At 58.1% G+C, this 19,676-nt stretch carries 18 protein-coding genes and 1 tRNA gene; 11 read left to right on the top strand and 8 right to left on the bottom strand.

Features of this window, described 5'->3' with window-relative positions:
• Positions 1–136: 136 nt before the first annotated feature.
• Positions 137–1,783 (bottom strand): bifunctional metallophosphatase/5'-nucleotidase, encoded by a 1,647-nt coding sequence (locus tag ACTG2G_RS00865; protein WP_439985030.1) that lies wholly within the window; start codon positions 1,781–1,783, stop codon positions 137–139.
• Between the two features lie 90 nt (positions 1,784–1,873).
• Positions 1,874–3,226 (bottom strand): anaerobic C4-dicarboxylate transporter DcuC, encoded by a 1,353-nt coding sequence (gene dcuC / locus ACTG2G_RS00860; protein WP_421258681.1) that lies wholly within the window; start codon positions 3,224–3,226, stop codon positions 1,874–1,876.
• Between the two features lie 195 nt (positions 3,227–3,421).
• Here dcuC and ACTG2G_RS00855 point away from each other — a divergent pair, with 195 nt between their 5' ends.
• Both ACTG2G_RS00855 and ACTG2G_RS00850 read left to right on the top strand, forming a co-directional pair.
• Entirely contained in the window at positions 3,422–3,886 is a 465-nt protein-coding gene (locus ACTG2G_RS00855) for a hypothetical protein (protein WP_429206040.1), read from the top strand.
• A 183-nt stretch (positions 3,887–4,069) separates the two neighbouring features.
• A complete protein-coding gene (locus ACTG2G_RS00850; protein ID WP_216953506.1) occupies positions 4,070–4,666 on the top strand; it encodes a DUF922 domain-containing protein in 597 nt (198 codons plus the stop codon).
• A gap of 108 nt (positions 4,667–4,774) precedes the next feature.
• On the opposite strand, the gene mnmC is transcribed toward ACTG2G_RS00850, so the two are convergent.
• Positions 4,775–6,793, bottom strand: a complete 2,019-nt coding sequence (gene mnmC, locus ACTG2G_RS00845) for a bifunctional tRNA (5-methylaminomethyl-2-thiouridine)(34)-methyltransferase MnmD/FAD-dependent 5-carboxymethylaminomethyl-2-thiouridine(34) oxidoreductase MnmC (RefSeq protein WP_429206037.1) — start codon at positions 6,791–6,793, stop codon at positions 4,775–4,777.
• A 90-nt stretch (positions 6,794–6,883) separates the two neighbouring features.
• On the opposite strand from mnmC, the gene fabB reads away from it, so the two are divergent.
• Positions 6,884–8,095, top strand: a complete 1,212-nt coding sequence (fabB, locus tag ACTG2G_RS00840; RefSeq protein WP_216978860.1) for a beta-ketoacyl-ACP synthase I — start codon at positions 6,884–6,886, stop codon at positions 8,093–8,095.
• Positions 8,096–8,159: 64 nt separating this feature from the next.
• Here fabB and ACTG2G_RS00835 read toward each other — a convergent pair whose 3' ends face one another.
• Both ACTG2G_RS00835 and ACTG2G_RS00830 read right to left on the bottom strand, forming a co-directional pair.
• The gene (locus ACTG2G_RS00835; RefSeq protein ID WP_439985029.1) at positions 8,160–8,285 is read right to left on the bottom strand and encodes a hypothetical protein; all 126 of its coding nucleotides are present in this window, start codon (positions 8,283–8,285) and stop codon (positions 8,160–8,162) included.
• A 149-nt stretch (positions 8,286–8,434) separates the two neighbouring features.
• Complete coding sequence (locus tag ACTG2G_RS00830) at positions 8,435–10,120, bottom strand: aspartate:alanine antiporter (protein ID WP_005345980.1); 1,686 nt, start codon at positions 10,118–10,120, stop codon at positions 8,435–8,437.
• A gap of 535 nt (positions 10,121–10,655) precedes the next feature.
• On the opposite strand from ACTG2G_RS00830, the gene ACTG2G_RS00825 reads away from it, so the two are divergent.
• The gene (locus ACTG2G_RS00825; RefSeq protein WP_439985028.1) at positions 10,656–10,859 is read left to right on the top strand and encodes a hypothetical protein; all 204 of its coding nucleotides are present in this window, start codon (positions 10,656–10,658) and stop codon (positions 10,857–10,859) included.
• Positions 10,860–10,892: 33 nt separating this feature from the next.
• Here ACTG2G_RS00825 and ACTG2G_RS00820 read toward each other — a convergent pair.
• Positions 10,893–10,968, bottom strand: a tRNA-Asn gene (locus ACTG2G_RS00820).
• Between the two features lie 133 nt (positions 10,969–11,101).
• On the opposite strand from ACTG2G_RS00820, the gene uvrB reads away from it, so the two are divergent.
• From uvrB to ACTG2G_RS00805, 3 genes are all read left to right on the top strand, one after another.
• Entirely contained in the window at positions 11,102–13,114 is a 2,013-nt protein-coding gene (uvrB, locus tag ACTG2G_RS00815) for an excinuclease ABC subunit UvrB (protein ID WP_439985027.1), read from the top strand.
• Entirely contained in the window at positions 13,111–13,368 is a 258-nt protein-coding gene (locus tag ACTG2G_RS00810; RefSeq protein WP_108613663.1) for a YkvA family protein, read from the top strand. Before uvrB ends, ACTG2G_RS00810 begins: the two co-directional genes overlap by 4 nt.
• 178 nt (positions 13,369–13,546) lie before the next feature.
• The gene (locus ACTG2G_RS00805; protein WP_439985025.1) at positions 13,547–14,194 is read left to right on the top strand and encodes a DedA family protein; all 648 of its coding nucleotides are present in this window, start codon (positions 13,547–13,549) and stop codon (positions 14,192–14,194) included.
• Positions 14,195–14,271: 77 nt separating this feature from the next.
• Here ACTG2G_RS00805 and dsbB read toward each other — a convergent pair whose 3' ends face one another.
• Positions 14,272–14,793, bottom strand: coding sequence for a disulfide bond formation protein DsbB (gene dsbB, locus ACTG2G_RS00800; RefSeq protein ID WP_005336895.1), 522 nt, complete (start codon positions 14,791–14,793; stop codon positions 14,272–14,274).
• Between the two features lie 98 nt (positions 14,794–14,891).
• Positions 14,892–16,472, bottom strand: coding sequence for a Na(+)/H(+) antiporter NhaB (nhaB, locus tag ACTG2G_RS00795; RefSeq protein ID WP_064338053.1), 1,581 nt, complete (start codon positions 16,470–16,472; stop codon positions 14,892–14,894).
• A gap of 333 nt (positions 16,473–16,805) precedes the next feature.
• Here nhaB and fadR point away from each other — a divergent pair, with 333 nt between their 5' ends.
• The 4 genes from fadR (at position 16,806) to ACTG2G_RS00775 (ending at position 19,568) form a co-directional block, all read left to right on the top strand.
• Positions 16,806–17,519: a fatty acid metabolism transcriptional regulator FadR gene (gene fadR / locus ACTG2G_RS00790; RefSeq protein WP_026034983.1), complete on the top strand. Its 714-nt coding sequence runs from the start codon at positions 16,806–16,808 to the stop codon at positions 17,517–17,519.
• Positions 17,520–17,784: 265 nt separating this feature from the next.
• The gene (locus ACTG2G_RS00785) at positions 17,785–17,925 is read left to right on the top strand and encodes a TIGR02808 family protein (protein WP_005345965.1); all 141 of its coding nucleotides are present in this window, start codon (positions 17,785–17,787) and stop codon (positions 17,923–17,925) included.
• 188 nt (positions 17,926–18,113) lie between these two features.
• Complete coding sequence (locus ACTG2G_RS00780) at positions 18,114–18,671, top strand: YaeQ family protein (RefSeq protein ID WP_005336887.1); 558 nt, start codon at positions 18,114–18,116, stop codon at positions 18,669–18,671.
• 12 nt (positions 18,672–18,683) lie between these two features.
• Positions 18,684–19,568 (top strand): AEC family transporter, encoded by an 885-nt coding sequence (locus tag ACTG2G_RS00775; protein WP_421252343.1) that lies wholly within the window; start codon positions 18,684–18,686, stop codon positions 19,566–19,568.
• The last annotated feature ends 108 nt before the right edge of the window (positions 19,569–19,676 follow it).

The raw sequence follows: 19,676 nt of genomic DNA, 5'->3' as shown, positions 1-19,676 counted from the left end.
CCCGGTTCTTGCAGGGAACCGGGCGCTGGCTGCGGCAATTTTGGCCGTCAGTGGGACTTCAGCGGCGAGTGAATCGCTGCGAGCCACTGGCGCTTGGCAACCCTGACTGATTTACGACAAATGTATTTATGTGCACTCAACTTATGTACTCAATCAGGGGCGGCTGCGCTTCCAGCGCGGGCAGATGGCGGGCCCAGCGGATAAAAGCATCGGCCAGGGTGATGCCGAGCTCCTGGTTGTGCTGGGTCAGGGTACGCGCCAGTGCGGTGTAACCCTCCTTGCCGGAGGCGGTATAGGCGCTTGACACCCCCCGATAGACCTGTTCGGCATTGACCGTTTGCCACTGGCAGGGGGCGGCTTCCCACTCCAGTCGGGTGATGCGCTGGCCCTTGGGCCGATCGGCCTGATAGGTGAATCGTATTCCCGCAGTGTAGGGGAAGCTGCCGTTACCATTGCCGACCACGCCTTTATTGGTGGCGTTGTCGATGGCATTCTCCAGCGCTTCCGCCAACTCGTGACCGTGCACCCGATAGAGGGTGAGGGGAATGGCAAACGGCAGCAGGCGACCGGCGATATCCGCTTCGCTCAGGGGGCCAGGCTCCAGCGAGCAGCGCACGCCGCCAGCATTGTGCAGGGCAAAGTCTACCTCACCCACTTGTTCACGGGCGGCGGTCAGCATGGCGCGGGCCACCAGCGGGGCGAGTTGGCTGCCATGGGGCAAGGTGGCATCCGGCAGCCGCTGATGGTGCAGTGGAGCTGCCAGTCGGGTGACGATGCGCTGGCTCATGGTCTCGATCTCTGGCCGATAGCGTTTGGCCAGATGTTGTTCAAGCTGTGGATCCGGCTCGCAGAAGGTGAGCCCGGCGGGTGGCGTGGAGGCGAACGGCCAGGGTTGCCAGGGGAGCCACTCCAGCTGCCCCTCACTTTGTACGACACGGCCCGCCTTATCGAAGGTGAGCTCGCAGACGCCGAGGCAGAGGGCGCTGTGGCCTGCGTGCAAAATGGCCACCCCGTTGTTCATCAGCGGATAGCTGCCTTCGCTTGGCAGACCCAGCGGCGCGAGATCCCCCAGCAGGCTGTGGGTGTGGCCACCGATGATCAGGCTGAGCTCGGGGAAACGCTCGGCCAGCAGCTTGTCCTGATCCAGCCCGAGGTGGCTCAGCAGCACGATATGCTGGATCCCTTCGCTCTTTATCTCCCGCAGCACTTTGCTGAGGGTGTCAGCCACTGCGTGGAAACGGGTGTGGGGATCCGGGTTGGCGATGGCGGCCATCTGGGCGAGGGTGATGCCGAGCAGCGCAAAGGGAACCCCATCGATCACCCGGCGATGCCAGGGCTGATGGGCATCGTAGAGGTGGGGGATATCCCACAGCCCAAGGGTTGTGTCGGCAGGCTCCTGGCTGTTGTCCAGATTGGCGGCCAGTACCGGAAAATCGAGCTGGCGCAAGAACTCCACCAGTGGGCCGTTGCCCAGATCGAATTCGTGGTTGCCAAGTACCATGGCATCGGGGGCCAGCATGGCGAGCAGGTCGGCGTTGGCGCGCCCTTTGAAGCGGTTGAAATAGAGAGAGCCCTGAAAGGAGTCGCCACCGTGCAGAAACAGAAAACGCTGGCCGGCTGCTGCGGCTTTGGCACGCAGTTGGGTCAGTCGGGTCAGGATCCGGGCATAACCGCCGCACTGGGTGCGCCACTGACTTTCACCGACAGGGGAGAAGCTCATGGGCGCGCCATCGAAGTGGGAGTGGCAATCACTGAAATGGGCAAGTTGAACCGTAATACTCATCTCGGTCCTCCTTAGGGGGGAAAATGAGCACCGAGTCTACTGCAAAGGGGGGGGGATACCAGCCCGGCAGGGTGCCGGGCTGGTCTGCGATCAGGCGGGTACCATGATCTGGGTGGCGATGATCACCACCAGCAGGCCGACGGCGACCGGCATACTGGTGCGCTTGACCACCTCGAACGGCGAGAGTTTGCCCATACCCGCACAGGCGACCACCACCCCGGAGACCGGAGAAATGGTGCGACCCAGGTTGGAGGCTTGCAGCATCGGGATCACCAGATAGGCCGGGTTGATGCCAAGGCTGCTGGCCAGGTTGGGGATCAGCTCCACGAAAGCGTAGAAGGGGGCATTACCCGAGCCGGTGGTAAAGGCTGCCAGGGTGGTGATCACCACCAGCGACAGCATCATGATCAGGCCGCCGGAACCGAGATCCTGAGCGTGAGCCAGCAGGGTGTCGATAAAGCCGATGGTCATCAGACCCTGGGCAAATACGCCGGCACCGACCAGCAGCATGACCACACCGGCAAAGGCGTCAGCCATGTTGCGCCAGCAGACCTGCAGACCATCCAGCAGCTCCTTGCCATTGCGGATGCGGACAAGTTCCAGCAGGCTGGCCAGCACCATGCACATGACGATGATGGTGACGATGTCCAGCTGTGGACCCCATTTACCGTCAAACACCAGTACCCCGATGATGGGGGTGAACGGCAGGATGGCGTAGAAAGCGGGCGCAGTCGTCACCAGATCACCCGGGGCGACCGGCTCGTTGTGCTCACCGGATTTTTGATCAAGGTAGCGCTGCCAGAAGAAGTGGGTCACCGCCATGCAGGCGATCGCCACCAGCGAGATGGGCAGGGTCAGCTTGAAGGCAAAATCCAGCAGCGGCATGTTGGCGGCCTGAGCAGCCATCACCACGTCCCCTGAGGTCGGTGCCAGAATGATGGCGGCTGGCGAGGCGCACACGGCCGCAGCCGCGCCACGGGAGATCCCCATGTTGACCATCAGCGGGAACAGGGTGGCCATCAGCAGCACGCCGAGGCCGGTAGCGGAGCTCACCGCCAGCGACATGGCGCAGGCCACCAGATAGGCAGCCACCAGCAGGATATAGGGGGATTTGATGATGCCGAGCGGTTTGCTGGCCAGCTTGACCAGAATGGTGTTGGCGCCGATATGGCTCATGTAGCCGGCGAAGCCACAGAGCACCATGATCAGCATCCCCAGTCCACCGCCACGATCATTGAGCAGGAAGCGGACGTATTCGAAGATATCGGTTGCGAGATAACCGGTGCTGACCACCTTGCTCGGCAATACCGGCTTGCCCATCATGGCGGTGATGACCAGCAGCAGCAAGCCGCCGCTCAGCAGCACCCCGGTTGCGGAGTATCCTTTGAAAATGGCACGGCCCACCACCAGGGTGACCAGGGTGCCAACAATGAGTTCCAGCATATGTTGCCTTCTGATTGGATGAGAGTGGAAGGAGTCTATTCCGATAGGGGTAGAGTGGCGACTGGAAACAGGATGTTGTGTGAGCTAAATCAACGTTTAACCCCATGAACAGAATTAAAGAAAGGTAAAGGTACTTTACCCAGCGGGTTTGGCTACCTACCCTTGCCAGCCTTGGTTGTCTTTTGAGGCTTTTATATGGTGATTGGTGATTTTTCAGGCATTAAACGCTCTATTTTCCTGCTCGCGATGCTATTTTCACCTACTTGCGTGTTTGCGGTAACCAATGACGGTTTTCATCAAACCGGTCCTCATCAGGCGGTCGCCATGCGGCGTCTCATGGCTCCTCACTCTTACGGCGTACTGGTGGTTGCCGAGGGGAACAGACCCCGTTTTGCCGCGCTGGCATCCAAAACCACCGAAGCAAACTGCCTGGCCCGTCATGCCATCCGGGTAGATGGGGTCGCGTTGCTGGTCACCCCGAGATTTTATGCCAAAGAGGGAAAACGGGGACTTTGCGAGCTGTGGCTCAATGAGGGGGCAGATCAGGACTTTTTTGCCAACCGTCTTAAAAATGATCATTTCATTCAGATAGATGGTCATGACATCAATGTGAAAAACTATCACCTCGACTGGCAGCGCATCAGTCGTCCTGCTCAATAAAAATACAGTTTCATCCTTGTGCCATACTTTGCTCACGCAACCTGTGAGCTTGCTCTGATTTCTGGGAGCATCATTGTATTGCGCCGCCTCTTGGTCACACATAGGCTATACCCGTCATCTGTGTGGCGGTGGGTTTCACCAAGGTTGGTACTCCGCCCGTGCAATCAAGGAAGGTAGTCTGGCATGGTCAGCAAGGTTTATGGAGTAGTGGGGAGCGTGCTATTGCTGTTGCCCCTGATGAGTCAGGCTCAGCCGAGCCGGCCGCAAGTGGTGCCAGAGTCCCGCATCAATGTCCGTTTTTATGAGGTAAGTGCTGCCCAGCCAGATCAACTGGCACGCGCCATTGCTCAGAGTGCCCCCAAGGTGAATGGCAAGCCTGTGCTCGGCAAGGCGAGTTATCAGGTGGACTGGCAGCTGGAAACCGACCAGTTGCCGGGGCGTTGCCAGCTCAAACGGGTAACGGTAACGACTCATGCCACTGTATTGTTGCCCCGCTGGCGTCAGAGTTCGGAGGGCAGTGACCCTGCTCGCCAGCGCTGGGGTCGGCTGCTCTCCAGCATGTTTGACTATGAATCCCGTTTCAAAGAGATGGTGCTGCAAGGCGGAAATCAGGTGGGCGGGGCGATTGCGGCACTACCAGGCCATGCAGATTGCCAGGCGTTGCGCTATGCCGCCTGGGCTGCGGGCAGTGGCGAATTGAACAAGGTGAAGGCACGGGTAGACGATTTCCAGCGTCAGACGGGTTATGGCGAACAGCTCGGGGTGCATTGGCCCAAGTGAGCGCTATAGAGGGTCCGATATCCTGCCAACACGCCTCTTTATCGAATGATTTGATAAATAGAATGGCCGCCCGATGAGCGGCCATTCTATTTGTTTGCAGAGTCCGGTTTAGACCAGCGCTTTGCCCTTGAGCAGCTTGCGTACCCAATAACGGGCTGGGTGGAGCGCTTCCAGCAGATCGGCGGCCAGCGGCAAGGGATCGCCGCAGATCTCGCTGGCGAGCAGCTCGCCACAGAGCGGCGCCGAGCAGAGACCCCGCGAACCGAGCGCCCCCAGCACATAGAGGCCGGGGTGAAGGGGGAGCGGCTGGGCGTTGTGCTGTTCATGCTGCAGCTGCATATAATGATCCGCCAGACCTTGCAATCTGGCCACTGGCCCCACCACCGGCAGGTGATCCCGGCTGGCACAACGCACCCCCACGCGCGCCTCGTTGCCGCTCACATCCACCTCGGCGGGCCAGGTTTGCTCCGGCAGGCAGGCTTGCAACCGCACCTGATTCTGGATTTGCTCCTCGGCACGAAACTCAAGGCTGCTCTGGTTACGGCCATAGCTGGCACCAATACAGTGTTGATCGTTGTGCATTGGCGTGAGGTAGCCATCGTAGCAGAGCACGGTATTAAGCCGGCTCAGGCTGGTTGAGGTCGGCACATGGCTTACCTGACCGCGTACCGGATAGAGCGGCAGCTCGGCAAAGGGTAGCAGTGATGGCAACTGGTGACCGGCGGCGACCACCAGATTGGGGGCCTGCCAGTGGCGGCCATCCTGGCTTTTTATTTGCCAGCCATCGGCCAGTTCAGTAATAGCGACCACCTCGGTATTGAACGCCACCTCAAGCAGCCCGCTGGCTTGCGCTTCTTTGATAGCTGCGTGGGTGAGATCGGCCGGACAGAGCCAGCCTCCCAGCGGGTAACTGACGCCGCTGTGGCCACAGGGCAGGCCAACCACCTGCTCTACCTCTGCTGTAGAGAGGGGATACATCAGCTCGGGGGGGAAGGGGCCATGGCTCATTTTCGCCAGCTTGGCTGCCGATTTGTCGTCATAACCGAGCTGGGTTACCCCGCACAGTGCAAAAGCGATGGGATGTTGCGCGGCCAACGCCAGTAGCCGTTGGCGGGCATAGCCAAAAGCGAGCGAATAGAAGCGTGACAGGGCATCGTGCTCGCCGTTGAGCAGCGGATAGAGCGCGCCCTGGCGGTTGCCGGAGGCGCCGGTGGCCGGTTCGCCATCTGCACACAACAACGTCACCTTGCGGCCCCGCTCCACCAGAGAGAGCGCCGTCATGGCCGAGGCAATGCCGCCGCCGATGATCACTACCTCGCCAGCGCGTCCGGAAGGACGGGCATACCAGGGGACTATGGTTTGCTGCGGCTGCTTGTCGGTGCGATCCCCCACCAGCATCTCCCGCTTGCTACCGTGGCCCTTCACCTTCTTCATAGCAAAACCGGCGGCAATCAGGCCACGACGGACAAAACCGGCACAGGTAAAGGTGGCGATGGAGCAATCGGGACGGGCGAGGCGCGCGAGACCGTCAAACAGCTCCTGTGTCCACATTTCCGGGTTTTTGGCCGGGGAGAAACCATCCAGATACCAGGCATCCACCAGCCCCTCTGCCCGGTGCGGTACCAGCGGCAGCATATCCTTGATGTCGCCAAACCAGAGATCGAGGCGAATGCGGCCGCCCGCAAAATGCAGGCGGTGGCAACCGGAAAGCGGCAGCGGCCATTGGGCGATAAGATCCTGACTCAAGTGGCCAAGTTCAGGCCAGGCAGCCAGCGCTTTGCGCAGATCGTCCCGGGTCAGGGGGTATTTCTCGAAACTGATGAAGTGCAGACGGGAGCCGTTGCCGGATTGAGGCGCCTGTTCCAGGAAGGCTTGCATTGTCGCCAGAAAGTTAAGGCCTGTGCCGAAACCTGTTTCACCTATCACGAAAATGTCACTATCGTGGTGCGAAAATCGCGCATGCAGCCGGTTTTGCTGCAAAAAGACGTAGCGGGTTTCACCTAGACCGTTATCATTGGAAAAGTACACATCCCCGAAGTCACTGGAGACAGGAGTTCCCGCTTCATTCCAGTCCAATCGGGCATGATGTAAGGATGTTTGACTCACGTTTTCCTCGGCTCGCGTCACAAAATCGCGGGCATTCTACGTGAAAGCAGACCAGTTTGGCAGCCGAAAGCGGGTAGACTTGGCGCCAGTTTTTCCAGACGAGATGAATTAATGAGAAGAGCAGTGATCACCGGTATCGGCGTCATCTCCAGTATCGGCAACAACAAGGAAGAAGTGCTGGCCTCCCTGAAAGCAGGTAAATCCGGCATCACCTATTCCGAGCAGTTCGAGCAGCACAATCTGCGCAGCCGTGTCTGGGGTAACATCAAACTCGATCCGTCTGAACTGATCGACCGTAAAGTCATGCGTTTCATGGGCGACGCTGCGGCCTACGCCTATCTCTCCATGCAGCAGGCCATTGAAGATGCCGGTCTGGCGGAAGATCAGGTCTCCAACGAGCGTACCGGCCTGGTTGTCGGTTCAGGTGGTGCCTCCGGCAAGAACACCTCGGAATCTGTGGACATCGCCCGCGAGAAAGGGGTCAAGCGTGTGGGCCCTTACATGGTGCCGCGCACTATGTCCTCCACAACCTCTGCTTGCCTGGCGACCCCGTTCCAGATCAAGGGTGTCAATTACTCCATCAGTTCAGCTTGCGCCACCTCTGCTCACTGCATCGGTCACGCGCTTGAGCTGATCCAGCTTGGCAAACAGGATGTGGTCTTCGCCGGTGGCGGTGAAGAGCTGGACTGGTCCTCTACCATCCAGTTTGACGCCATGGGCGCCCTCTCCACCAAGTACAACGACATGCCGGAAAAAGCCTCCCGTACCTATGATGCGAATCGCGATGGTTTCGTTATCTCCGGTGGCGGCGGCATCCTAGTGATCGAAGAGCTGGAACATGCGCTGGCACGTGGTGCTCACATCTATGCCGAGCTGACCGGTTACGGTGCTACCTCCGATGGCTATGACATGGTCGCGCCGAGCGGCGAAGGCGCGGTGCGTTGCATGAAGATGGCAATGCAGGGGGTTGGCAAGGTTGATTACATCAACACCCACGGTACCTCCACCCCGGTTGGCGATACCAAGGAGCTGGAAGCCATCCAGACTCTGTTTGGTGCCAACGGTCCCAAGATCTCTGCCACCAAGGCGATGACCGGCCATGCGCTCGGCGCTGCCGGCGTGCACGAGGCTGTCTACTCACTGCTGATGATGGAGCACGGCTTTATCGCTCCCAGCATCAACATCGAGACTCTGGACGAGAAGGCCGAAGGTCTGCCCATCGTGCGCGAGTACGAAGAGGCCGAGCTTAATACTGTCATGTCCAACAGCTTCGGCTTTGGCGGTACCAACGCCTCCCTGGTGTTCAGCAAGTTCAAAGCATGATTATCCGGTTGATATGAAAAAAGCGCCTCAGGGCGCTTTTTTTGTTTCCGTGATCTGCCATCACTCATTGCAGAGCAGAGCAGAGCAGAGCAGAGCAGAGCAGAGCAGAGCAGAGCAGAGCAGAGCAGAGCAGAGCAGAGCAGAGCAGAGCAGAGCAGAGCAGAGCAGAGCAGAGCAGAGCGTCAACCATTGTAGGATAGGGGGCAGAGTTCAGCGCTGATGGTTGGTGTCAGGTGAGATCACACCAATAAGCCTGATCCGCATCTCGGGAGAAAGGCAGATAGCAAGAAGGGAGCCTGAGGCTCCCTTCTTTGTTAGCGGTAATTTGATGGTTACTGGTTAGAACCAGAAGCCGATAATAAAGGAGCCTGCCAGCGTCAGCATCACGTTGGCCACCGCATAGGTACCTGCGTAGCCAAGCGCCGGAATGGAGCTGTTGGCGGCCTCGTTGACCACATCCATGGCGGGGGCGCAGGTACGGGCACCAGTGATGGCGCCGAGCAGCAGCGCCGGGTTCATTTTCAATACCCAGACCCCGAACAGATAACCGACAAGCACCGGCAGGGTAGTGACCAACATGCCGGAGAAGAGCACTACGGCACCCACTTCGCTCAGGTGATCCAGAATGCCGCCACCCGCCTTGAGGCCGGTGCTCACCATAAAGACCGCAAGACCGAGATCCTTGGCCAGTCGCAGGGCTCCGGGCGGTACGTAACCCACGGTGGGGTGGTTGGCCCGCAGATACCCCATCAGAATACCAGCCAACAGCAGACCGACGGCGTTGCCGAGGCCAAATTCAATCTGGCCGAACACCAGCGAGACGGAGCCGATCAGCAAGCCGAGCACGAAGAAGGTGGTGAAAGCCACTAGATCTGTGGTCTGGCTGTGGATACTGATAAAGCCGATCTTGTTGGCCAGCAGTTTGACCCGCTGTTTCTCGCCGCTGATCTGCAGCACATCGCCTTTTTGCAACATGATGTTGCGATCGAACGGCATCTCGATTTGGGAGCGTACCACCCGGTTGAGGAAGCACCCTTTCTCGGTGAGGTTGAGCTCCACCAGATGGCGGCCGACCACGGCGTCGTTTTTCACCACTATCTCTTCGGTGACGATCTGCAGGTCGAGCAGGTTGCGATCAAATACCTCTTTACCGTTGCGGTAGTTGACGTCCAGTTTCTCGTGGCTCTCGGGATAGCCCACCAGGGCGATCTCGTCCCCTTCCTGAATGACGGCATCGCCATCGGGACTGGCGAGAATGCCGTTGCGGCGGATCCGCTCAACATAGCAGCCGGTATGGGGGTAGATGCCGGTCTCCCGCAGGGTACGGCCGCCGATCCAGGCTGCCAGTTCGGGGCCAACCCGATAGGCGCGGATGATGGGTAGATAGGTCTTGCGACTATCGCTGTCGGAGAGACCCCGCTCACGGGCGATTTTTTGCGCTTCGGTATTGAGATCGAGTCGTGCCAGTGACGGGAGATAGCGCACCACCAGCATCAGACCAACCAGACCCACCAGATAGGTCAGGGCGTAGCCGATGCCCATGTTATCGAGTACCGCCTGCATATCGGTTTGATGGGGCAGGTTGAGCAGACCACTGCGCAGGGCATCCTGTGCACCCACCAGCGCCGGGGTCGATGTGAGGGAACCCGCCAGGATCCCCGCCGCCATGCCCGGCCCCAGATTGAAGAACTTGGCCAGCCCCACTGTCAGCAGCAGAGCTGTCAGCAAGATCACCAGAGTCAGGGTGATGTAGTGGATGCCATCGCGCAGGAAGACGCTGAAGAAGTGGGGGCCAGCCTCAATCCCCACACAGAAGATGAAGAGCATAAAGCCGACGTTTTCTGTGGTGGCAGTAAACTCGAAGCCCATCTGGCCAAACAGCAGGGCGGTAAACAGCACACCTATGGTGTTGCCAATCTGGAAGTTGCCAATCCGCACTTTGCCAAGCAGCAGGCCGAAGGCCAATACCACGAACAGCAGCAGGGAGTCGCTTTGATGCAGCAGTGTCACAAAATCTATAGTCATGCCCGGAAAAACCGAGGAAAAAAGTGGGGCCGATATTGTGCCGTATCTATCACTAATAAAGAAGCATAAGGGGGGATTAATCGGAAGTTATCGGACGCTATTTAATGAGCAGGCGGCGGGATAAGGGGAGCATCGGAAAAAAGCAGGTGATTTTTGCTCTCCTTCCCGTTGTCAATTAGTGAAACATGCTGGTTGCAGCCGGGCTTGCACTCTCATGGGTGAGATTTTAGATTCTGCTGTCTAGCGCTTCGCCACAGATCGGTTTCAGCAGATTCAACCTGGGGCTCTCTTGGTCGTAAAAGAGTCAAATGACGAGATACTAGCGTCATTCCCATATGGGGAAAGGGCTGGCAAAAAGATATCTCCGGAAAGTGCCAATAGAGCCTGTTAATCAACAATTACAGAGGGTGGGACAAAACAGAATAAAATCAGGTTAGCCTGTAAAATGGTCTCCTGTTGCAGGGGATAACAGGCAATCCCGCGTCCTGACAGGGCTTGCTGCACTTACCCACAGAATCTGTGGATAACCCTGTTTATGAAACTTGTTCATCGCCCTGAAAGCCGCGCCAGTACTGGGATGCAAGGGCTGTTCAAAAAATACCGAAAGAAAAATGTTTGTATAAAAATCAAATGGTTAGATGCGGCAGGAGAAAACTCTGTCGAGCCGGAACGGGTCACAAAAGGGAGCGTAGCAGCAAGAAGTATCTTGTGCATTAAAATTGGCAGGAGAGGGCACTAAAGTGGATAACTTGCACCGAGATGGTGAGGAATTTGGCTCCCCCGACTGGACTTGAACCAGTGACATACGGATTAACAGTCCGCCGTTCTACCGACTGAACTACGGGGGAACATCAGGCAAGGAGGAGCATCATACAGAAGGTGTCCGGGGTGGTCAAGCCATTCGCGGGATGATGGCACGGGTGTACCGCTGCCAAGCCCTCGGTTACACTGCTCCTCTGCTGTTTTGTGTCGGGAGTGTTCATGAGCAAATTGTTCAAGTTAGCCAGCCAGTTTCAACCCGCCGGGGATCAGCCCACGGCGATTGCCCAACTGCTGGATGGCATCGAGTCGGGGCTGGCCCACCAGACCCTGCTCGGGGTGACCGGTTCGGGCAAGACCTTCACCATGGCCAACGTCATCGCCACCCTGAACCGCCCGACCATGATCCTGGCTCCCAACAAGACCCTGGCCGCCCAGCTCTATGGCGAGATGAAGGAGTTTTTCCCCGACAATGCGGTGGAGTATTTCGTCTCCTACTACGACTATTACCAGCCCGAAGCCTATGTGCCGACCACCGACACCTTTATAGAGAAGGATGCCTCCATCAACGATCACATCGAGCAGATGCGATTGTCCGCCACCAAGGCGCTGCTGGAGCGGCGCGACGTGGTGATCGTCGCCTCGGTGTCGGCCATCTATGGTCTGGGGGATCCCCAAGCTTATCTGAGCATGATGCTGCATCTCAAAGTGGGGGATGTGATCAACCAGCGGGATATCCTGCGCCGCCTCGCCGAGCTGCAGTACACCCGCAACGACATGGCGTTTCAACGCGGTACTTTCCGGGTGCGCGGTGAAGTCATCGATATTTACCCTGCCGAATCGGACAAGCTGGCGCTGCGGGTAGAGCTCTTCGATGAAGAGGTGGAGCGGCTCTCCCAGTTCGATCCCCTGACCGGTGCCATAGAGCAGACGGTGGTGCGCTATACCATCTACCCCAAGACCCACTACGCCACCCCGCGCGAAACCATTCTGGGTGCTATCGAGCATATCAAGGAGGAGCTGCGCAGTCGCCGCGAGCAGCTGTTGTCCCTCAACAAGCTGGTTGAAGAGCAGCGCATCAGCCAGCGCACCCAGTTCGACATGGAGATGATGCAGGAGCTGGGTTACTGCTCCGGCATCGAGAACTACAGCCGCTACCTTTCCGGCCGGGCGCCGGGGGAGCCGCCGCCCACCCTGTTTGACTACCTGCCGGGGGATGGCCTGCTCATCATCGACGAGTCCCACGTCACGGTGCCGCAGATTGGCGCCATGTTCAAAGGGGACCGCTCCCGCAAGGAGACCCTGGTGGAGTACGGTTTCCGGCTCCCCTCTGCGCTGGACAACCGGCCGCTCAAGTTTGACGAATTTGAAGCGCTGATGCCGCAGACGGTGTTTGTCTCGGCGACCCCCGGCCCCTACGAGCTGGAGAAATCTGGCGGCGATGTGGTGCAGCAGGTGGTGCGCCCAACCGGCCTGCTCGATCCACAGATCGAGGTGCGTCCTGTGACCACTCAGGTGGACGATCTGCTCTCCGAGATCCGCAAGCGGGTCGCGGTGGAGGAGCGGGTGCTGGTCACGACTCTGACCAAGCGGATGGCGGAAGACTTGACCGAGTATCTGGCGGAGCACGACGTCAAGGTGCGCTACCTGCACTCCGATATCGATACGGTCGAACGGGTGGAGATCATCCGCGATCTGCGCCTTGGCAAGTTCGATGTGCTGGTGGGGATCAACCTGCTGCGGGAAGGTCTCGACATGCCGGAGGTGTCGCTGGTGGCGATTCTGGATGCAGATAAAGAGGGCTTCCTGCGCTCCACTCGCTCGCTGATCCAGACCATCGGCCGGGCGGCGCGTAACCTCAACGGCAAGGTCATTCTCTACGGCGATACCATCACCAACTCGATGAAGGTGGCCATTGAGGAGACCGAGCGGCGCCGCGCCGTGCAGCATGCCCATAACCTCAAGCATGGGATCACCCCCAAAGGGCTCAACAAATCCATTGGCGATGTGATGGACATGGGGGGCAGCCGAACGGCAGGCAAACCAGGCAAGGGGATGCGCAAGGCAGCCGAGCCGCAAGGGGAATACCATGTCCGCTCAGCCAGCGAGATTGCCAAAGAGATCAAGCGGATGGAGGAACAGATGTTCCAACATGCCCGGGATCTGGAGTTCGAGCAGGCGGCGGCACTGCGGGATCAGATCCAGCGGCTGCGCAGCGAGTTGATCGAATCATGAGCCGCAAACGCTGGCTTGTCTGGCAACGACTTCGTCGTCTCTATCAGGGCTTTCGCCATCCCGGTACCCCCTGGTGGGCGAGAGCCCTGGTTATCCTTATCCTGCTCTATGGCATCAGTCCGGTGGATCTTATCCCCGACGTGGTGCCCATGCTGGGCTGGTTCGATGATGTGACCCTGCTGCTGGTGTTGCTATGGGGCTGGGAGCGTTGTCTGCCCCCCGCAGTGCGCAGCGATCTGGAACAGGCCTCCTAGTTCACCTTTTCAAGACCATGCTCGGTATCTCTCTTTGTGCCTTCACCCTCGAAGGAAGCGGAAAAACGGTTTCATTTGAAGGTGGGCGCTGCGTGAGGAAAAAGAGGCTGCCCCGATGATTGTCGCCCGGATGGCATTGGCGTAGACTCCACGCCGTTCACTTTATGGGTATGGAAAAATGGATCTGATCCTCTTTGCAATCGACTTTATCCTGCACGTTGACGTGCATTTGAAAGAGCTGTTCGAGAACTATGGTGTCTGGGTTTACGCCATCCTGTTTCTCATCATCTTCTGTGAAACCGGGTTGGTAGTGACGCCGTTCCTGCCGGGTGACTCCCTGCTGTTTGCCGCCGGTGCGCTTACCGTGGGCAGCGTGCTGGATGTCCATACCCTGGCGGCCGTGCTGATCATCGCTGCCGTGCTGGGCAACGTGGTCAACTACACCATTGGTCACTTCTTCGGCGAGCAGCTGTTCCGCAACCCGGACTCCAAAATCTTCCGCCGCGACTATCTGGAGAAGACCCATGTTTTCTACGCCAAGCATGGCGGCAAGACCATCATCATCACCCGCTTCCTGCCCATCGTGCGTACCTTTGCGCCGTTTGTGGCAGGGATGGGGGCCATGACCTATCCGCGCTTCTTGGCGTTCAACCTGGTTGGCGGTCTGCTGTGGGTACTCTCCTTCGTCTATGCCGGCCACTTCTTTGGCAATCTGCCGGTGGTGCGTCACAACTTTACCCTGCTGATCTTCGGCATCATCGGTATCTCCCTGTTGCCCATGGTAATTGGCGCGGTCAAGGCCAAGATGAGCACTGCCAGGGCGTAACCAGAAATACGGTCAGCCAGAACGAGAAGGGGGAGCCATCATGGCTCCCCCTTTTTATCTTCACGCGGGCATGACACTCAGTTGCAGCAGCGCCCTTTCACCAGATTGCCGATGGCCACTACGGTGAAGACCAACAGGTAAGCGGCGAAGATGACGACCAGCCACTGGGGCATGGAGTAACCGAAGAACTGCCAGGTGATCTGGGCACAATCCCCTTCCGGCATAAAGAGCCAGGGGAGCCACTGATCTAGCGGAGCCCAGCTCGGGAAGTCGGCAAACGGGCTGCAGACGTTGAACGGGGAGGGGTTAACCTGATAGTCCACATGCTTGAGGGCCAGCTGGAAGCCGCGGAAGGCACTGTAGCCCCACAGCAACATGGCACTCCAGCGAACATACCACTTATCCGGCGCCACCATGCCGAGCAGACCAGCGGCCAGCACACCCAGGGTCGCCAACCGTTCGTAAACGCACATCACGCACGGGGAGAGGCCCAGCACATGCTGGAAGAAGAGGGCGCACAACTCGAGGAACAGGGCTGATGCTGCCAACAGGCCCCAGGCCAGCCGATGGGCGGCAATACGGCGGAGAAACTCGATCATCTAATTGATCTCTCAGAAAAAACAGTGGCTGAATTAGAGCAGAGCGGAACCGAAAAGAAAAGGGCCCTGAAAGGGCCCTCGGAAACCGTCGTAACGGATTAATGCAGTGCCGGCTGTACCGCTGGCAGCGCACTCTCCATCACCAGCCATCCATGCTGATAGAACCACTCGGTGGCAGGACCAAGCAGCAATTCGACAGAGAAAAAGCCGATCAGCCCCAGCACCAGGGTGTAGGGCAGCGCCATCCAGACCATGCGGCCATAGGAGAGACGCAGCAGCGGCGCCAATGCCGAGGTGAGCATAAACAGGAAGGCGGCCTGACCATTGGGGGTGGCGACTGACGGCAGATTGGTACCTGTATTGATGGCTACCGCCAGCAGATCGAACTGGGCGCGGTCGATGGCACCATTGAGCATGGCCGTCTTCACCTCATTGATGTAGACGGTGCCGACAAAGACGTTGTCACTGACCATGGAGAGCACCCCGTTGGCCAGATAGAAGAGGGCCAGCTGGTTCTCCGGTTTGGCTGCCAGTACCAGCTGGATCACCGGTTTGAACAGCTGCTGATCGATGATGACGGCAACCACGCTGAAGAAGACCGCCAGCAGGGCGGTGAAGGGGAGTGCCTCCTGGAAGGCTTTACCCAGCGAGTGCTCCTCGGTGATCCCGGTCAGAGAGGTGGCCAGCACGATGACCGAGAGGCCAATCAGACCAACGGCTGCCAGGTGCATGGCCAGACCGACGATTAGCCAGACCGCAATCAATGCCTGAACGATCAGCTTGGCCTTGTCTTGCGGGCTGCGTTTTGCCTCTTCGTAGCGGTTGTACTCCTCCATGATGGCGCGCACCGTGTCCGGCAGGCGGGCGCCATAGCCAAACCAGCGGAACTGTTCCACCAACACGCAGGTCAGCAGACCGCAGATAAAGACGGGGACGGTGACGGGAGACATGCGAATGGCAAATTCGGCGAAGTTCCAGCTGGCCTGCTCGCCGATGATGAGGTTTTGCGGTTCGCCCACCAGGGTGCAGACACCACCCAGCGCGGTACCGATGGCGGCATGCATCATCAGACTGCGCAGGAAGGCGCGAAAATCATCGAGGTCCTGGCGATTGAGCTCGGCGACTTCCTTATCATCGGTATGGTCATGGCTGTGACCAAACTCCTTGCCGGACGAGACCTTGTGATAGATAGCGTAAAAGCCGGTGGCGACGCTGATCACCACGGCAATCACGGTCAGGGCATCGAGAAAAGCCGACAGGAAGGCGGAGACCAGACAGAAGGAGAGGGAGAGCAGGATCTTGGAGCGTACGCCGATCAGCAGCTTGGTGAAGACATAGAGCAGCAGCTGCTTCATGAAATAGATGCCGGCCACCATGAACACCAGCAACAACAGCACTTCGATATTGGCGACCAGCTCGTGTTTGACCTGATCGGCGGAGGTCATGCCGATCAACACGGCTTCGATCGCGAGCAGACCACCCGGTTGCAGGGGGTAGCACTTGAGGGCCATGGCCAGGGTGAAGATAAACTCAACGACCAGTAACCAGCCCGCAATGAAAGGATCAAGGTGGAAGGCAATCGGATTGATCACCAGAAATAGCAAGATGGCGCTTTTATACCACTGTGGTGCATTGCCCAAGAAGTTCTTGGCGAATGCCTGCCCTAGGCTTATTGGCATGATAATGGGTCTCAACTTTGTTGTTAGGATCTGCTTCTATGCAGTCAAGGATGATTCGACCTGTGCCTCCCGATGTTGGCCTTTATCTGTCTGATTCCTCGTGATTTTAATCAAAAAGCGTGACGATTATAAATGATAGCCGATGGATCTCTGCCCATGTGTCTGTTTTATAACCACCTAGTCGGGGTTGGCTGGCTCCCTCGTGGCGATTAGATACATATTCCCAACACTATATTTGCCATATGTGAGCAGAGGACTGACCTTATGCTTGCCAGCCATCATCGCTTTGATATCATTCGTCAGCCTTTTTACGCATTACAACAGAGTCAATTCATGGTTATAAAAGCGCAGAGCCCAGCTGGGTTTGCCGAGGAATACATCATCGAGTCCATCTGGAACAATCGCTTTCCTCCCGGATCTATTCTGCCCGCCGAGCGTGAATTATCCGAGTTGATCGGGGTGACGCGGACTACCTTGCGGGAAGTGCTGCAGCGACTGGCCCGTGATGGCTGGTTGACCATACAGCATGGCAAGCCGACCAAGGTGAACAATTTCTGGGAAACCTCCGGCCTCAATATTCTGGAGACGTTGGCTCGTCTGGATCAGGACAAGGTACCTGATCTGATAGCTCAGCTGCTCTCCGCCCGTACCCACATCTGCACCATCTTTATCCGCGGGGCGATCCGTCACAATCCGGAACAGGCCGCCGAGATCCTGCGTGGCGCCGATGGGGTCGAGAACAACGCCCAGGCTTATGCCGAGTTCGATTATCGCCTGCACCACCAGCTGGCGTTTGCTTCCGGCAATCCGATCTACGCCCTGATCCTGAATGGTTTCAAAGGGTTGTACAGCCGGGTTGGCAGCTACTACTTCTCCGACAAGCAGGCCCGCGAGACCGCAGATGCCTACTACAAGACCCTGCTCAATCTGGCGGAGACCAAGAACCACGAAGCCGTGTTCATGACGGTGCGTCAGTACGGTATCGAGTCCGGCAAGCTGTGGACTCGCCTGCGTCAGGACATGCCAAGCGATCTGTGCGACAACTGATCCCTTGCCTGTGCTGTCCAAGAAACGCGCCATCCGGCGCGTTTTTTTATTCTGCCGTGTTTGTGTCTATCCTTGATTGGCGGTAGTAATTGCTTGAACTGCATGGATATTTGGCCAAAAAGCTTGATCCAGCGCAAATGAACCCTGCATTTATCACTTTGGTGGCATAGGACCCAACCGCTGATTGAGGTCAAATGGAGGCATCAAGAGCGGAACCAATATCCGCCAGAAGGAACACACCTTTCACCGGATGAAGGACACAACAATGAGTCTTCTTGAACACACCATCTGGACAGTACTGGGATACGGGGCCATGCCCTTTATCTTTCTGAGCGGATTCGTGGCGGTGGCAGTGACCTGTTGCATGCTGCTGAATGCGTTCGGGGTACAGTCCGCCGAGAAGTGAGTCGCTTCTCCATGCCGCCAAATGCCAGTCTTCGGACTGGCATTTGTTTTTTGTGTTTTTTAAAGCACTTATCCCGGCAGGGAAGGGGAAATCTTTGGTCAGGATGGTCGAACCTGCCGCCGATTTTGATTACACTGGCGCCCGTATTTCCCACTCACCCTTCTCTTATCAGGTGTTCAAGGTTTTCTATGGCTCTCAAGGCAACCGTATTCAAGGCCCAGATCAGTTTGTCTGATATGGATCGCAATCTGTATCAGGACTTCTCCCTCACGCTGGCGCGCCACCCCTCCGAAACCGATGAGCGGATGATGATCCGGCTGGCGGCTTTTGCCTGGCATGCCGCTGAGCGACTGGAGTTCACCAAGGGATTGAGCGCCGATGACGAACCCGAGCTCTGGTGCAAGAACTACTCGGACGAAATAGAGCTCTGGATCGAGCTGGGCCAACCCGATGAAAAACGGCTGAAAAAGGCCTGTAACCGTGCCCGTCAGGTGGTGCTCTACCTCTACGGCGGTCGTGGCACCAGCGTCTGGTGGAAGCAGAACCAGGGCAAGCTGAGCCAGCATGACAACCTCAGCATCATCGAACTCTCCGACAGCCAGACTCTGCCGCTGACCGCCATGGTCGAGCGAACCATGCAGCTCACCTGCACCATTTCCGATGGTCAGCTCTGGGTCAGTAACGGCGCACTGGAAGTAACGCTGGATCCGGTGGTGCTGATGGGCAAACCGGCCCGCGAACTGTAACGGACGCCGCCCATGTTCAGCGCCCTGCTCAATATCGTCATCCCGGTGTTCGGTGTGGTCGGGCTCGGCGCTCTCTACGGGCGATTGCAACCGGGGGCCGCCCTCGGTTACGTCAATCGGGCCAATATCGAGCTGTTTACCCCGGCGCTGGTCTTCTCCGCGCTGGTCAAGTATCCGCTGGCGCTGGCGGAGCATCTGCCGCTGATTGCGGCGGGGGCGCTGGTTATTCTGTTACCCGGTCTGCTGCTCGCGCTGCTCAAACTCAAAGGAATTGAGCGGGCAGCGCTGATCTTGCCCGCCATGTTCCGAAATACCGGCAATCTCGGTATCCCCTTGATGGTGCTGGCGTTTGGCGAGCAGCAACTGGGGGCCATCGTGATCCTCTTTGTGCTCTCCAATCTGCTGCACTTCTCGGTCGGCATGTTTATCCTCTCGGCCAATACCTCCCGCTGGCTGTGGCTGCGAAGCCCTGTGCTGTGGGCCGCGCTGGCCGGTTTGCTGGTGGCCAACCTGCATATCACGTTGCCGGAATATGTGGTGACCACGGCCTCGCTGCTCGGCCAGATCTCGGTGCCCCTGATGCTCTTTGCGCTGGGCATTCGCCTGATGGAGGGAGAACTCGATCATCTTGGCCTCGCGCTCAAGTGCAACCTGCTCTATCTGCTGGCGGGGGGATTGTCGCTACTGCTGGCGATCTGGCTGTTGCCCCTCAAGACGGAGTGGATCCCGCTGTTGATGTTGTCGGTTTCCTTGCCCCCTGCGGTCTTGAATTACATGCTCTGCGAGCAGTATCACTGTCAGCCGGACAAGGTGGCCAGTATCGTGCTCGGCGGCAATGCCCTCTCTGTGCTAGTGATCCCGCTGGCGGTCTGGCTGGCACTTCATCTGCCCGGCTAAGTCAGATTGCATTGGTGCGGCGGTGCGACTCACTGGTCAATTGCTTGATCAAACCGAGTCACAGTAGTTCGCATCTCATCTATGTCATCTCTATTCATCATTAGCTTC

Source organism: Aeromonas sp. 55A (assembly GCF_051919665.1).
GTDB classification, from domain to species: Bacteria; Pseudomonadota; Gammaproteobacteria; order Enterobacterales; family Aeromonadaceae; genus Aeromonas; species Aeromonas veronii.
The sequence above is the reverse complement of the archived record's forward strand: the minus strand, read 5'-3'. Positions and strand labels throughout refer to the sequence as shown.